Source organism: Xanthomonas sp. MLO165 (assembly GCF_018831305.1).
GTDB classification, from domain to species: domain Bacteria; phylum Pseudomonadota; class Gammaproteobacteria; order Xanthomonadales; family Xanthomonadaceae; genus Xanthomonas; species Xanthomonas arboricola.
The window spans coordinates 549,950-564,706 of the sequence record NZ_CP029263.1; the positions used below are offsets into that span (position 1 = coordinate 549,950).

Sequence of the window (14,757 nt, forward strand, 5' to 3'; positions counted from 1 at the left end):
CATCTGCCGGCCACCTGCGGGCGGGCAGGCGTCGCGCAACTGATCACGATTCGCGTTCCTTCATGCGCCTCAGCAACGCGCTACAGTGCGGCCGGCTCACTGTCTCGGAGACATCGCATGAAGGGCGATACCAAGGTCATCGAGTACCTCAACAAGGTGCTCTACAACGAACTCACTGCGATCAACCAGTACTTTCTGCACGCCAAGATGCTGAAGAACTGGGGCCTGAAAGAACTGGCCGAGCATGAGTACAAGGAATCCATCGACGAGATGAAGCATGCGGACAAGCTGTCCGACCGCATCCTGTTTCTCGAAGGACTTCCGAATTTCCAGGCGCTGGGCAAGCTGCGCATCGGCGAGAACCCCACCGAGATGTTCCGCTGCGATCTGGCGCTGGAGCGTGAGGCAGTTGCCGTGCTGCGCGAGGCCGTGGCCTATGCGGAGACCGTCAACGACTACGTGAGCCGCCAGCTGCTGGTGGACATCCTGGAATCGGAAGAAGAGCACATCGACTGGCTGGAAACGCAGCTGGATCTGGTGGCGCGCATCGGCGAGCCGAATTACCTGCTGACCAAGCTGGACGACTGAGGGCGCTCAGCGCGGTGCTGGTCGGCGTTGTGTCGGGATCAGCGCAAGAGGGTCTGAGTCAGTAAGCGCCTGCACTGCTGGGGAGCATGCGGGCGCTGCATGGGTGTCGCGCTGTCGCTGTGATTGGCCGCATGTGGCTTCGCGCGCTACCTAAGCCGCGCCGCGGCCCGCGTTTGCGGCGCTGGCGCTCCAGGGCACGCATGCCAGTGGCGCGCAAACCCTGCCTTCTCGCCGCGGCGCGAGAGGGGCGAGATTTTTCTTCGCAGGATGTCTGCGACTGCGTTGCTTGGCCGGTTCTGTCTTCGGCTGCAGGCTTGCGCGGTTCAGCCGGCTGTGCGGGCCTTGGCCTGCAGGCGAGCGACCTGGCCGAGCAGCGCCAGACGGGCGCGTGCGTATTCGGCGATGACCAGCGCCACCATCACCGAGGGGCGTTCGATGGTGCCAGTGCGCGCGGCCAGTTCGATCCGGCGCGCGGCATTGGCCAGCGCCTGGGCGCCGACATTGGCGCTGGAGGATTTGAGCGTATGCGCCAGATCGCGCAGCTGCATGCTGTCGCGGTTGGTGGCTGCGGTTTCCAGGCGCTCGATGATGCCCGGTGCGTCTTCCAGGAACAGCTGCAGGATGGTGATGGTGTCCGCGCCCGCCACCTCGTACAGCTCATCGATCGCGCTGTTGTCCAGGATCGGCAGGGCGCGCGCCTGCGTGGCGCTGACGCTTTCGTGATCGCCTGCTGCCTGGCTGCCGATGGCCGGGCCAGGCAGCAGCGGTTGGCGCGGCAGCCAGCGCTGCAGGCAGGCGTCGAGCTGCTCGCGGGCAACCGGTTTGGACAGATAGTCGTCCATGCCGGCGGCCAGGCAGCGTTCGCGATCGCCGGCCATGGCGTTGGCGGTCATCGCCACGATCGGGATCGGGCGGCCGCCGCTTTCGGTTTCCATCGCGCGCCAGCGGCGGGTGGCGGCATAGCCATCCAGCACCGGCATCTGGCAATCCATGAAGACCATGTCGTAGCGGGTGGACTCCATGCTGCTCAGCGCGGCTTCGCCATCGGTGGCGGTATCCGCGTCGAAGCCGAGCACGGCCAGCAGCTTCTGCGCGACCAGCAGGTTCACCGGGTTGTCTTCCACCAGCAGGATGCGTACATCGCGCGCGTTGGCCAGCGCCGGCGCCATCGGCTCGGGAATCATCGCCGCGGCCAGCGTGGCCGCGTGGGCCGGCCTCGGCTCGGGCGGCAGCACCAGCGAGCGCAGGGTCTCGTCCGGGCTCTGGCGCGGCACCAGGGTGGCATTGTCCTGCAGCTCGGACGGCACCGGCTCGTCGCCGTACAGCCAGATCAGGCGTGCGCCGCTGAGGTCGTCCGGGCGCGCGAGTGCGCGATGCACGGCGCGTGCGCTGTAGCGCAGCGTGTCGTGGTCGGCGATGACGCAGCGGAAGCCTTCGCTGTCGCTGTGGCGACGCACCCGCTCCAGCGCTTCCTGGGTGGTTTCCATCAGCACGTGCGATACGCCCCAGCTGTCCAGCAGGCGCTTGAGGCGCTGCAACAGGCGGGTGTCGGAGCTGATCACCATCACTCGCGCGGCATCGGCGCCGGCGTTCTGCTGCAGGTCGCCGATGACCTTGAGCAGCGGGATTTCGAACCAGAACGTGGCGCCGCGCCCGGGCTCGGATTCCACGCCGATGCGGCCGCCCATCAGGTCGATGATGCGCTTGCAGATCGCCAGTCCCAGGCCGGTGCCGCCGTACAGGCGCGTGGTGGAGGCGTCGGCCTGGGCGAAGGAGCGGAACAGGCGTGCCTGCTGATCCGGGGCGATGCCGATGCCGGTGTCGCGCACCTGGAAGCGCAGCAGATGCTGGGCGCGGGTCTCGCCCAGGCGACGCAGCTGGATGTCGACGCTGCCGCGCTCGGTGAACTTGATCGCATTGCCGATCAGGTTGCCCAGCACCTGGCGCAGGCGGATCGGGTCGCCGCGCACCAGCAGGCGCACCGACGGCTCGATATCCAGTCCCACGCGCAGCTGCTTGCCTTCGGCGGTGCGCTGCAGCAGCTGCACGACGCCGTCGAGCAGCTCGCGCAGGTTGAAGGTGGTGATCTCCAGTTCGAGCTTGTTGGCTTCGAGTTTGGAGTAGTCGAGGATGTCGTCGACGATGCGCAGCAGTTGCAGCGAGCTGCCGGTGGCGGTCTGCAGCATGTCGCGCTGGTCCAGGCTGAGCTGGCCGCTGGAGATCAGTTCCAGCATTGGAATGATGCCGTTGAGCGGGGTGCGGATTTCGTGGCTCATGGTGGCCAGGAATTCGCCCTTGGCCAGCGTGGCGGCCTCGGCGGCCTGCTTGGCGCGCAACAGTTCCTGTTCGAGCGCGCCGTGACGCTGCAGTTCCTGTTGCAGGCGCTCACGCGCAAGGTCGGCTTCTTCCAGGCGTTGCAACAGGGCGCGCTGCGCGCGCGCGCTGCGGTAGCCGGCAACGGCAGCGCCCAGACCGAATACCACCGCCAGGGCTGCAGAGAGCGCCGTCACTGCGCGCCATGGCCCGTCGATGGACGACCACTGCAGGCCCGCACCCAGCGCAGCGACCAGCGCGGTCAGCGTGGCCAGGCTGCTCCAGGCGCGGAGGCCTCCTGCCCGCGCTGTCACTCAGAGCACCGCGTTCGTGAAGTCGAAGTCCAGTTCCTTGCCGACCGTCTGCACCAGGTTGCCCTGGATGAAGTCCACGCCGCTCATCCACATCGCCGCGGCCGCCTGCGGATCTTCGATGCGTTGGCCAATGATCAGCAGGCCGCGCTGATGGGCGATATTGATCACGCTGCGCAGTTCGTCGCGGACTGCCGCGTTGCCGTGGGCATCGGCGAAGCGGTTGGCCATGCGCACGAAGCTCAGCGGCAACTGGTCCAGCAGCGCGTTGGCCTCGTCGCCGGGCTCGAACTGGCTCAGACAGAACTGCACGCCGGCCGGCATCAATTTGGCGCAGAACTGCTGCACGGTGACCGCGTGGATCAGGGCATCGTCCAGGCGCAGGTCGACGATCAACGATTGCCCGGCCACGCCGCGCTCGACCAGCGCCTTGAGCAGCCAGTCGGCAAAGGCATCGCGTGCCAGCGTGCGCGGCGACTGCGACACGAACAGCCGCAGCGGCGGGTGCGCGTGCTGGTACAGATGCAGCAGGCCGAGCGCGTGATCCATGACCTGCTGGTCGAGATCGGCGATGCGTCCGGCCGCTTCGGCTGCGGGAATCACCTGGCCGGCCGACAGCAGCGTGCCGTCGGCCTGGCGCAGCCGCAGCAGCACCTGGTACTGCGCGGTGTCGCCGCCGGCCACCGCCACGATCGGTTGATAGGCCAGTTCGAGCTGGCCTTCCACCAGGCGCAGTTGCTCCTGCTGTTCGGCCTGACTGGGTGCCAGATAGGCCTGCACGCCGTCGCTGCGCAGGCGTGCCTGCAGCGCGGTGCGCTCGACCGCTTCCAGCGCGCTGCCGGTGTCGTCGAAGCCCAGGCCCAGCGGTGCCACGCCGATGGCACAGCGCACGTGCACCGATTCCTCCTCGCGCACCGGGAAGGCATGCGCCGACAGCCGCTGGCGGATCTCCAGCGCGTGCTGTTCCAGGCTGGATTCGGGCATGTCCACGCCCAGCAGCAGGAAGCTGTTGTCGTTCAAGCGCGCCAGTGGATACGGGTGCGCGGCGCTGGCCAGGCGATGCCCGGCCTGGGTCATCAGGCGCTCGTAGGCGGCATAGCCGTAGCGCTCGCGCAGGCCGAGCGCGCTGGCGATTTCGATGAAGAACAGCCCGCCGGCCTGCTTGCGCGCCAGCGCATTGGCCAGCAGTTCCATCACATGGCCGCGCGTCGGCAGGCCGGTTTCCGGATTGCTGCGCACGCTGACCGGTTCGCCGGCCTGCTGCAACGCCTGCTGGCGGGCGCGGCGGATGCGGTTGGACACCGCGGCGATCAGGTGGCGTGGGCGGATCGGCTTGGTCAGGAAATCGTCGGCGCCGCTGTCGAGCACTTCGAACTGACGCTCCGGATCGGGGTCGCCGGTCAAGAACACGATCGGCAGTAACTGCTGGCCCGGCTGCTGGCGGATCAGGGTGGTCAGGCGGATGCCGTCCAGCTCGGGCATGTGCAGGTCCATCAGGATTAGATCCGGGTGGTAGTCCTGGATCGCCTGCGGCACGCTGGCGGCGGTCATTTCCACCTGCGCATGCATGCCGGCACCGTGCAGCACGCTCTGCGCAAACAGCGCCTGCGAGCGGTCGTCCTCGACGATCAGCACGCGGTACGGCGCGTCGGCGGCGGCGTTGTCATCGCCCTCGCGCGGGGTTGAGGCGGTCGTTGGCGTCGGCGCTGCGGCCGTCGCGTGCGCGCTGCTGCCTTGCGCAGCGGACTGCGCTGGCGCCATCGGCAGGATCATTGCGGGTGCGGCAGCGAGCGCCGGCGCCGGAATGATGGCCGCGCTCACCGGCTCGGCAACGGTGGACGCCGCCGCGGTCTCGTCGGCCCAGCGGCGCCAATAGTCGGCCGGCGGCGTTTCTGCGCGCAGTGGACGATTGCGCGTGGCGGTGTCGTCACGGGTGAAAGGAACCGGATCTCGGGCGGCCATCGATACTCCCTGCAGTCGCGATGATTATGCGATGAACTTCACGATAGCGGGGAGCGACGTGCAGCCGGCGTGGTGGTGGAACGCATCGGCGCGACCAGCCGGCGCATGCCCCGCCACAGCAGGCGCCACACCCACCACACCACCAGCGTGGCCAGCACGCTGGAACCCACGGCAACACTGAGTGCCAGCCACGGGTGCGCCAGTGCCAGCGCCAGCGCGGTGGTGGTGATGGTGTCTTCGGCCAGCGAGGCGACCCAGTTGCTGGCCGGTTCCGGCGAGGTGTTGAGCAGGGCGCGGGTGCCGGCCTTGAGGGTATGGCTGGTCAGCGCCACGCCGGCGCCGGCGGCCAGCACGCCGGTGCTCAGGTCACCGTCCGGCGACAGCGTGGCCGCGGCCAGGAAGGCGCCGGCCGGCACGCGTGCCAGGGTCTGCAGCAGATCCCAGCCCGAATCCACGCCGGGAATCTTGTCGGCGAAGAATTCGGCCACCGCCAGTGCACCGGAGGTGCCTAGCACCCACCACGATTGCGCCGGGTGCAGGGCGGGCGGCAGCTCGATCCAGCCGAGCAGGCCGGCCAGGCCGACACCGAACACGGTGAGATAGACACGGATGCCGGCCAGCCAGGCCAGCAGGATGCCGATCACGAACAGATGGGCTTCGCTCATGGCGTCGTCGATCCCTGCAAACAATTGCAGAACTATCGCAGAACTTTCGGATAACCGCCGGTCCAGCGCCAGCACGACGGTCAGTGGCGCTCTGGCACACTACGCCGCCCAATGACTGCGCCGGCCCGTCCGGACCCGATGCCCATGCGACCAGCCGCACGCGTTCAGATCGTCCAACGTGACTCCGGCGGTGGCCGTTCCCGCGGCCGCTGGTTGTGGCTGGTGATCGCACTGGTGTGGCTGGCGTCGCTGGGCGGGGCGTGGTGGATGGCCAGCCGCACTGCCGCGCCGCGTCTGGTCCAGGCCGAGGCGGCGCTGCAGCAGGCGCAGCGCAACCAGGCCCAGCAGCGTCGGCAGATCGCGCAGCTGCAGCAGCGCCAGGTCAACCTGGCGATGTCCGACAAGATCAGCCGCGCCGCCAATACCGAGGTGCAGGCCTCGCTGGCCGAGCGCGACGAGCAGATCGCCGCACTGCGCGCGGATGTGGCGTTCTACGAGCGCCTGGTGGGCTCCACCGCGCAGCGCAAAGGGCTGAACGCGCACTCGGTGCAATTCACCGCCGAGGCCGGCGGCACCTGGAACTACAGCGTGGTGCTGACCCAGAACCTCAACCGCGGCGCGATCAGCCAGGGCCAGCTGCGCTTTGCGGTGGAAGGCGTGCGCGCCGGCAAGCTGGTCACGGTGAGCTGGAACGAGCTGCACCAGAAGCCGGATGCGGCCGGGCAGCCGTACTCGTTCCGCTATTTCCAGCAATTGGACGGCAGCGTGATCCTGCCGAAGGATTTCACTCCGCAACGTGTCAAAATCTCCCTGAGCGGCGATGGGGCGCCGGTCAATCAGACATTCGACTGGAAAGTCGCCGGGAATGGCGCGGGGGAGTAGCTGATGTTCGGAAACAAATCCAACCGTGGTGCGCAGACCGTGGTCGACACCTTGATCGGGCCGCAGGTGGTCATCCGCGGCGACCTGATGTTCAGCGGCGGGCTGTATGTGGAAGGCCGCATTCTGGGCAAGGTGATTGCCGAAGACGGCGCCAGCGCCACCTTGACGGTGGCCGAGCAGGGCAGCATCGAGGGCGAGGTGCGCGCGCCGGTGGTGATCATCAATGGCCAGCTGACCGGCGACGTGCATGCCGCCGAGCGGGTCGAACTGGCCGCCAACGCGCGGGTGCAGGGCAATGTGCATTACCAGGTGGTGGAGATGAGCGCCGGCGCGCAGCTCACCGGCCGCCTGATCCATGCCGCCACCGCCGGCGCGACCGCCGCGTTGCCGGCGCCGGAGGCCGGCCGCGTCGAGCCGGTCAAGGCCTTGCAGGCCGAGACTGCCGACGCCTGAGGGTGTGGCCTGCAGCTGAAGCGGGCGCCGGATTTGGCAAGCAGCGCTTGAAGTGGGGCCGCCTGGCCCCCATGCTGACGCCATGAGCACGCTCGTTTCGCTACCCACCGCCGCCCCGGCCCCGGACTATCAGTCCATCGACCGGCCGCTGAACTTTTCCGTGGCCGCTGCCAGCAAGGTGCGCGAGCTGATCCAGGAAGAAGGCAACGCCGAGCTGGCGTTGCGTGTCTACATCCAGGGTGGCGGCTGTTCCGGCTTCCAGTACGGCTTCGAGTTCGACGAGAACCGCGCCGAGGACGACCTGGCCGTGGATACCGACGGGGTGACGCTGCTGGTGGACCCGCTGAGCCTGCAGTACCTGATGGGCGCCGAAGTGGACTACACCGAAAGCCTGACCGGGGCGCAGTTCGTGATCCGCAATCCGAACGCCAAGACCACCTGTGGGTGCGGTAGCAGCTTCAGCGTCTGAATCGACGCGGTTGCTGGTGCCTGGTTGTTCGTGTGTGATGTTGCGGTCGAGTCGCGGGCAACCTGCTGCCTGCGACGTTTTCAGGTCTGACATGGTGCAGTGATAACGGCAGTCGCGTGAGTGTGTCGATACGGCCTCACGCTGTGCGTCGCTTGCGCGCGCTGTATGACTTTTGGTGCGACGCGTGTTGCGGGTCAACGACACCGCAGCCGGGCGGATTTTCAAACGCCGATCTATGTGATCCATGCACTGCGCAGATGCTCGCCGATGCACTGGCGAAGCGCCACGCGCTATCGATGTACATGTCCAACGCGCTGTGAACATTCGCCTGCTGCGGGGTTCGCCATGCGCGCGCAAGCTTCGTGCGCGCGAGCTGGGCCGCGTGCGGCGATGGCGATACTGCACGCATGCCCAGCGCTGGTGCCAGCACATGCCGATTTTGATTCATGCATCGCGTCTTGCGTTGCGTGACGCGCGCGGGCGGTCGCCACTGCGCTGACCGAGCGTACCGCGCACCGCGCCGATTCCATCCCATGGCGCAGTCACCGCGCCGCCCAGCCCGCGGACGTTGATCGCGCAACGGATCTCGATCCTTCGACACGCCAGTCCCCTGCCCATTGCAGTCATCCACGAGAGAAGCCTCACCATGTTGCAGATCAGATCCCGTTCGACGCTGGGCCTGCTGGCCATGCTTGGTATCGCCAGCGCAGTGCTTGCACCCAGCGCGCAGGCATCGCCCGCACGCGGCAGCTTGCTCAGCAGCAACTTCCTGACCAGCTACACCCGTGATGCGATTGCCGCGTTGCTCACCTCCGAGCCGCAGGCCGAACAGCCCAGATGCAACGTGCGCGTGGCCGAGTTCACCTATGCCACCGTCGGTGTCGATGGCGAGCCGGCCACTGCGTCGGGCGTGGTGCTGATTCCAGGCGGCGAGCGTTGCAGCGGGCCGTATCCGTTGCTGGGCTGGGGGCGGTCGACAGCGACGATCCGCAATGAGGAACAGGCCAAGGACATCCGTGACGCCAAGGGCGACGACCCGCTGGTCACACGGCTGGCCAGTCAGGGCTATGTGGTGGTCAGCAGCGATTATCTGGGGCTCGGTCAATCCAGCTATGGCTTCCATCCCTACCTGCATAGCGCGACCGAGGCCAGTGCGACGATCGATGCCCTGCGCGCGGCACGCAGCGTGTTGCAGCGCTTGAAGACGCCGTTATCCGGCAAGGTCATGCTGTCGGGGTATTCGCAAGGCGGCCATGCCGCACTGGCAACCCAGCGGGAAATCGAAGCGCATCTGTCCAGCGAGTTTCATCTGGTTGCCAGCGCGCCGATCTCCGGGCCCTACGCGCTGGAGCAGACCTTCGTGGACAGCTGGAGCGGGAGCAACGCGGTTGGCGAAAGCAGCTTCGGCATCATCCTGGGCAGCTACGCGATCGTCGCGATGCAGCACACGTATCGCAATATCTATCTGGCGGCCGGACAGGTGTTTCAGGATCCGTGGGCGGCCCGAGTCGAGGCGCTGTTCCCCGGCAAGCTGGGCCTGACCGATCTGGTCCTGGGCGATACGCTGCCCGGGATCGACCAGCTCAAGGCGTACTTCCAGCCCGGGTTCTATCGCGATTTTGCCAATAATCCCGCCAATCCGTTCCGCAAGGATCTGGCACGCAACGACCTGCTGGACTGGGCGCCGCAGACGCCGACGCTGCTATGCGGTTCGTCCAACGACGCCACCATTCCGCTGAAGAATGCGGTGACCGCGATTGCCGCTTTCAAGCATCGCGGCAGCACCCAGGCAGCATTGGTCGATATCGGCAGTGGCGACCCCAACGACAACTCGGCGTTCGTGCATCTGACCACCAACGAACCGTGCATCGTCGCCGTGCGGCATCAGCTGCTGGACAAGCAGCGCTGAGGCCGGGAGGGCGTGTCGCTGACAGCGCTGGATGGTCGTCGCGTCCGGCATCTGCGCTGCACGCCTCACCCTGCGATGGAGCCTTGTCGCTGTCACCGGCGACAAGGCTGAAGATGCCGGGATTCGGACCCGGATGGCTGCAACACATGTCGATCGCACATAGCCTGCTCTGCGATGTGGCGCGCAATGTGACGCGCTCATGACCGCCCGGCGGGCGCCAGGTGGTGTCGACGTCTGAACGCGCGCCGCCGGGCGGGCCTGCATCTGTGGTGCGCTGCTTGCGGGCGATGCCGATTATCGGCAGGCTTGCGCCGATGTCAGAGTCTTCTTTTTCAACCTCCGGTTTTGCCTTCACCCATGCGCCGCTGGATCGTGGCGATCTGTTGCGTGACGATCCCGCTGCGCTGGCGCGTCTGTGGCCGCAAGGCCGCGTGCTGCTGCTCGATGCCAAGGGCACTGCGCTGGCCGATGCGGATGGCCAGCCGCTGCTGATGGACGGTGCCGCGCTTGGCGACGGGCCGGACGGGGCGATCTTTCTTGGGCTGCGCGATGACGTCGGTTGGTTCTGCCTGCCATCCGATGTGCTCGGTGTGGAAGCGCCGCAGCGCATCGACCTGCGCCAGGCCGCCGCCGACTGGCCGGCAGACATATCCACTGCTTTTGCCTATGCGCGCGCGATGCTGCACTGGCAGTCGCGCACGCGCTTCTGCGGCGTCTGCGGCGGGGCGATCGCGTTCCGCCGTGCCGGCTTCATCGCCCATTGCACGCAATGTCAGACCGAGCATTACCCACGCGTGGACCCGGCGATCATCGTGGCGGTCAGCGATGGCGCGCGCTTGCTGTTGGGGCGGCAGGCAAGCTGGGCGCCGGGGCGTTATTCGGTGATTGCCGGCTTTGTCGAACCCGGCGAGTCGCTGGAGCAGACCGTGGCGCGCGAGGTGTTCGAGGAAACCCGCGTGCAGGTGCAGGACTGCCGCTACCTGGGCGCGCAACCGTGGCCGTTCCCGGGTGCGCTGATGCTGGGCTTCACCGCGCGCGCTGCGGCAAGCGAGGTGCCGCAGGTCACCGGTGAACTGGAAGACGCGCGCTGGGTCAGCCATGCCGAGGTCACCGCGGCATTGGCCGGCGAAGGCCAGATCGGGCTGCCGCCCCGCATTTCCATCGCGCGGGCGCTGATCGAGCATTGGCATCGCGCGCATGGCTGAGCCGGGGCGGGCGCTGCAGCGCAGGCGGATCGGGTGCGCCTGCATCGGCTCGGCTAGACTCGGCTGAGGAGGCCCACCCATGTTCACCACCCTGGTTGCTGTCGTCGTCGCACTTGCGTTGGGCCACCTGGCGCCTGCCCAGGTAGCGCGGCTGCGGCGTTTCGAATGGTTCGGCCAGTGGCTGCGCCGGCTGGACAGCCATGCCGCCGGGCGCGGTGCGTGGCAGGGGCGCTATGGCGTGGTGCTGGCGCTGTTGCCGGCCTTGCTGGTGGTCGTGCTGCTGCAATGGCTGCTGGACGATGTCTGGCGCGGGTTCTGGGCCTTGCTGTTCGGCGTGGCGGTGCTGGCCTGGACCTGGGGGCCGCGCGATCTGGACCGCGATGTGGAAGCGGTGATCGATGCCGACGCGCCGGGCGCGCGCCGCGATGCGATCGCGCAGCTGCAGGCCGCCGGCGGCAGCGTGCACGAGGATGCGCCGTCGCTGGTGGAAGCGGTGGTGGTCAATGGATTGCGGCGCTGGTTCGCGGTGCTGTGGTGGTTTTTGCTGCTGGGGCCGTTCGGCGCGGTGCTGTATCGGCTGACGGCGCTGGCGGTGGAAAGCCCGCTCTCGGTGCTGCTGCCGCCGCGCAACCTGGCCGGCGCGCGCTGGCTGCTGGCCGCGCTGGAATGGCCGGTGGCGCAGTTGATCACCGTGTCGATGGCGCTGGTGGGCAATTTCGACACGGTGTTCCGTGCCTGGCGGCAGGCGCATGGCAACCGCTGGTCGCTGGAGCCGCATTTTCTCGGTGCGGTGGCGCGTGCCAGCGTCAGCGCCGAGCTGCGCGAGGAGGCGCACGACTACACCGATTCGGGGCTGGTGCCGGTCTGGCGCCGGCTGCCGGAGGTGCGCGATGCGATGAGCCTGGTCTGGCGCGTGCTGCTGCTGTGGATGGTGGTGCTGGCGTTGCTTGTGATTGCCGGCTGGGTGCGGTAGGCGCGCAGCCTGATTTCGATCGCGCGGCTGTTCGCGACCTGCTAACCCGGTGCCAGCAAGGTAAACGGGTACCAAGGCAAATTCCTGGCAACCCAATACGTCGGCAACGCCCATAACCAGAACTTCGGCTCGGACATCACTGCCACCACCGGTGCGAACCAGCGCGAGCGCCAGCCGGCTTTCCAGGCAATCAGGCCGGGCAGGGTGAACAGGCCGAGCACGGCGGCCGGGTTCATGGCGAAGGCGCCGGGGAGATCGAAGTGCACCAGCGCATACAGCGCGCGGGTCATGCCGCAACCGGGGCAGTAGCAGCCGGTCACGGCACGGAACACGCAGGGCGGGAACGGGCTGTTGCTCGCGTTCGGATCGAAGCGATACAGCAACGACACACCGAAAGCGGCCACGCTGGTGGCCGCCCCGAGTCCAAGCCAGTGGCGTGGACGCAGTTCCATTACTGCATGTGCTGCAACTGCTGCATGTAGTCCATGTAGCCCTGCATGCCGCCGGTGGCGACCATGCCGATGTTGATCAGCAGGCCGATGACGGCCAGCACGCTGGTCACGATGCACCAGGTCTTGGCGGTGTTGGAGGCACGCCGTGCGCCGTCGATGTCGCCCTGGTTGAGCAGGCCGTTGACCTTGCTGGAGAACACGATCGCCACGATGCCGGTGATCAGGGCCGGGCAGCACAGGCAGAAGCCGAGTACGGTGGAGACGATCGCCCAGATCAGGTGATTGGGAATCGGGCCCGGTGCGGCGCTGGGCGAGGGATGGATCGGCGGTGGGATGGCACTCATGGTGAAGCTCCTTGGGTGGTAAACAACAGCGAGATGTTGCAGCGCGTGGGGAAGGCAGCGATGGGCCGCGCAGGCAGCGTCCACCGATCACGGCGAACGCGTCTGACACGGTGATGTGGCGTACGACGACTTCCCCCCGGTCCTTCTTGTCGCGCCCGCTAGGCGAGCGCGGCGGCAATGCGTGCAATGGCGCACAGGCTACTCGCGGCACGCGGCGGACGCAAAGCCCGCGCTGGCCGCAGTCACGGTTGATCCTGGCGCAGTGCACGGACCTGCTGTTCGAGCAGCGCGGCGGTCGCCGCGTCGCCGGGAACCGCTAGGCCGGCGGCCACTTCGATATGCGCGCGGATCCGGCGCGGCACGCGCATGCGGCCCAGGCGGGTGTCGCGGCGGCTCCACATGCTCGACCACATGCCACGCAGTGCCATCGGAATCACCGGCACCGGGCGGCGTTGCAGGATCTTCTCCACGCCCGACTTGAACGGTGCAATCTCGCCATCCCGGGTCAATGCGCCTTCGGGGAAGATGCACACCAGCTCGCCGTCGGCCAGCGCCGCATCGATACGGTCGAAAGCCTGCTGCATCAGCGCGGGGTCTTCGCGTGCACCGGCGATCGGGATCGCCTTGGCGGTGCGGAAGATCCAGCGCATCACCGGGATGCGGAAGATCTTGTAGTACATGACAAAGCGCACCGGGCGCGGAATCACCGCCGACAGGATCAGCGCGTCCATGTAGCTGACGTGGTTGCAGACCAGCAACGCGGCGCCTTCGTCGGGCACATGGCGGTCGATGTCGCGCGTGCGCAGCCGGTACAGCACGCTCACCAGCACCCAGCTGAGAAAGCGCATCAGGAACTCGGGCACCAGGGTGAAGATCCACAGCGCCACCAGCGTATTGGCCAGCGCCAGGGCCAGGAACACCTGCGGAATGCTCAGGCCCGGCAGCGGGATGCGCACGCCGAACAGCACCAGCTGCGGCAGCTGCAGCGCAATGCCGATGATGGCGGCGGTGACGATGAACAACGAATTCTGGATGTTGAGCCCGGCGATCACGCGCGAGAGTTCGGCCTTGGGCGTGCGGCTCTGGATCAGCGCAAACAACGGCACCACGAACAGACCGGTGAACAGGCCGATGCCGACCAGGTCCACAATCAGGCGCACGCTGCCGGCCTGCTGCACGAACTGGCCGATCGACAGATCGGTGGCCGGTGCAGCACCGGGACGCGCGAAGTACAGGTCCAGCAAAAATGCGCTGATGCCGAACGCGCCCAGCGGCACCAGGCCGATTTCCACGGTGCGTCCGGACAGCCGCTCGCACAGCAGCGAGCCGACACCGGTGCCGATCGAAAACAGCGCCAGCGCGAACACGTACAGATCCTGCTGGCCGCCAAGATTGACCTGCGCGTAGGTGGGCAACTGCGCGGTCAGCACGGTGCCGACGAACCAGAACCACGACACCCCGAGCACGGCGTTGCGCACCGCCGGCGTACGCCGGGTCAGGCGCATGATGGCGCGCGATTCGGGGATGGGGTTCCAGTTGATCTTCAGCTCGGGCGCGCCGGCATCGACCTTGGGCACCAGCCGCGCGACCAGGTTGCCGGTGACGGCAATCGCGATCACCGCGGTAGCTGCGGCAATCGGCCCGTGGCTGCCGGCGATCTGGAAGATCAGCCCGCCGAAGATCATGCCGCACAGGATCGAGATCGAGGTGCCCATCTCGACCAGGCCGTTGCCGCCGGTGAGTTCCTCCGGTTTCAGCACCGAGGGCAGGATCGAATATTTCACCGGCCCGAACAGCGTGGACTGCAGACCGGTGCAGAACAGCGCGACCAGCAGGATCACCATGTTCTCGGTGACAAACCCCACCGCCGCCAGCGACATGATCGCAATCTCCATCGTGGTGGTGATCACGATGAGTTTCTGCTTCTCCAGCTTCTCGGCGATCTGCCCGGCCAGCGCGGAGAACAGGAAGTACGGCAGGATGAACAGTGCCGGCGCCAGATTGGTGTACAGCGTGCGCTGCGCCGCATCGATGCCCAGGTAGAACAACAGGCCGATGATGGCCTGCCGATAGACGTTGTCGTTGAACGCGCCCAACGCCTGCACGGCGAAGAACGGCAAGAAGCGGCGCTGCCTGAGCAGGGCGAACTGACTGTGACCGGACATGCAGTTTCCTTTGCGAACGCGCGCAGCCTAGCAGGCTTCCACGGCGCGCTGGTGCATGCCGATGCG

At 67.3% G+C, this 14,757-nt stretch carries 13 protein-coding genes; 7 read left to right on the top strand and 6 right to left on the bottom strand.

All coding sequences use genetic code 11. The features are described 5' to 3' along the window. Positions 1-117: 117 nt before the first annotated feature. Entirely contained in the window at positions 118-588 is a 471-nt protein-coding gene (gene bfr / locus DGN21_RS02415) for a bacterioferritin (protein ID WP_005990707.1), read from the top strand. A gap of 323 nt (positions 589-911) precedes the next feature. Here bfr and DGN21_RS02420 read toward each other — a convergent pair whose 3' ends face one another. From DGN21_RS02420 to DGN21_RS02430, 3 genes are read right to left on the bottom strand one after another with little or no spacing between them, the layout of a single operon-like run. Continuing rightward, positions 912-3,176, bottom strand: coding sequence for an ATP-binding protein (locus DGN21_RS02420; RefSeq protein ID WP_184551485.1), 2,265 nt, complete (start codon positions 3,174-3,176; stop codon positions 912-914). 39 nt (positions 3,177-3,215) lie between these two features. Further along, positions 3,216-5,174, bottom strand: coding sequence for an EAL domain-containing response regulator (locus DGN21_RS02425; RefSeq protein ID WP_184551356.1), 1,959 nt, complete (start codon positions 5,172-5,174; stop codon positions 3,216-3,218). A gap of 38 nt (positions 5,175-5,212) precedes the next feature. Then, positions 5,213-5,839 (bottom strand): DUF4126 domain-containing protein, encoded by a 627-nt coding sequence (locus DGN21_RS02430; RefSeq protein ID WP_024938188.1) that lies wholly within the window; start codon positions 5,837-5,839, stop codon positions 5,213-5,215. A 144-nt stretch (positions 5,840-5,983) separates the two neighbouring features. Between DGN21_RS02430 and DGN21_RS02435 the strand changes: the two genes are divergently transcribed. From DGN21_RS02435 to DGN21_RS02460, 6 genes are all read left to right on the top strand, one after another. Continuing rightward, entirely contained in the window at positions 5,984-6,721 is a 738-nt protein-coding gene (locus DGN21_RS02435) for a DUF6776 family protein (protein ID WP_102255545.1), read from the top strand. A 3-nt stretch (positions 6,722-6,724) separates the two neighbouring features. Further along, positions 6,725-7,174, top strand: coding sequence for a polymer-forming cytoskeletal protein (locus DGN21_RS02440; protein ID WP_039513525.1), 450 nt, complete (start codon positions 6,725-6,727; stop codon positions 7,172-7,174). 82 nt (positions 7,175-7,256) lie between these two features. Continuing rightward, the gene (gene erpA, locus DGN21_RS02445) at positions 7,257-7,643 is read left to right on the top strand and encodes an iron-sulfur cluster insertion protein ErpA (protein WP_184457368.1); all 387 of its coding nucleotides are present in this window, start codon (positions 7,257-7,259) and stop codon (positions 7,641-7,643) included. Between the two features lie 646 nt (positions 7,644-8,289). Then, positions 8,290-9,552, top strand: coding sequence for a lipase family protein (locus tag DGN21_RS02450; protein WP_024938185.1), 1,263 nt, complete (start codon positions 8,290-8,292; stop codon positions 9,550-9,552). Between the two features lie 314 nt (positions 9,553-9,866). Further along, positions 9,867-10,757 (top strand): NAD(+) diphosphatase, encoded by an 891-nt coding sequence (nudC, locus tag DGN21_RS02455; protein WP_039531650.1) that lies wholly within the window; start codon positions 9,867-9,869, stop codon positions 10,755-10,757. A 79-nt stretch (positions 10,758-10,836) separates the two neighbouring features. Then, positions 10,837-11,730, top strand: coding sequence for a hypothetical protein (locus tag DGN21_RS02460; RefSeq protein WP_184551359.1), 894 nt, complete (start codon positions 10,837-10,839; stop codon positions 11,728-11,730). 41 nt (positions 11,731-11,771) lie between these two features. Here DGN21_RS02460 and DGN21_RS02465 read toward each other — a convergent pair whose 3' ends face one another. The 3 genes from DGN21_RS02465 to DGN21_RS02475 form a co-directional block, all read right to left on the bottom strand. Next, positions 11,772-12,182, bottom strand: coding sequence for a DUF2752 domain-containing protein (locus DGN21_RS02465; protein ID WP_104576671.1), 411 nt, complete (start codon positions 12,180-12,182; stop codon positions 11,772-11,774). Next, positions 12,182-12,526, bottom strand: coding sequence for a CD225/dispanin family protein (locus tag DGN21_RS02470; RefSeq protein ID WP_016902410.1), 345 nt, complete (start codon positions 12,524-12,526; stop codon positions 12,182-12,184). Before DGN21_RS02470 ends, DGN21_RS02465 begins: the two co-directional genes overlap by 1 nt. A 242-nt stretch (positions 12,527-12,768) precedes the next feature. After that, positions 12,769-14,691, bottom strand: a complete 1,923-nt coding sequence (locus tag DGN21_RS02475) for an MFS transporter (protein ID WP_215825107.1) — start codon at positions 14,689-14,691, stop codon at positions 12,769-12,771. Between the last annotated feature and the right edge of the window lie 66 nt (positions 14,692-14,757).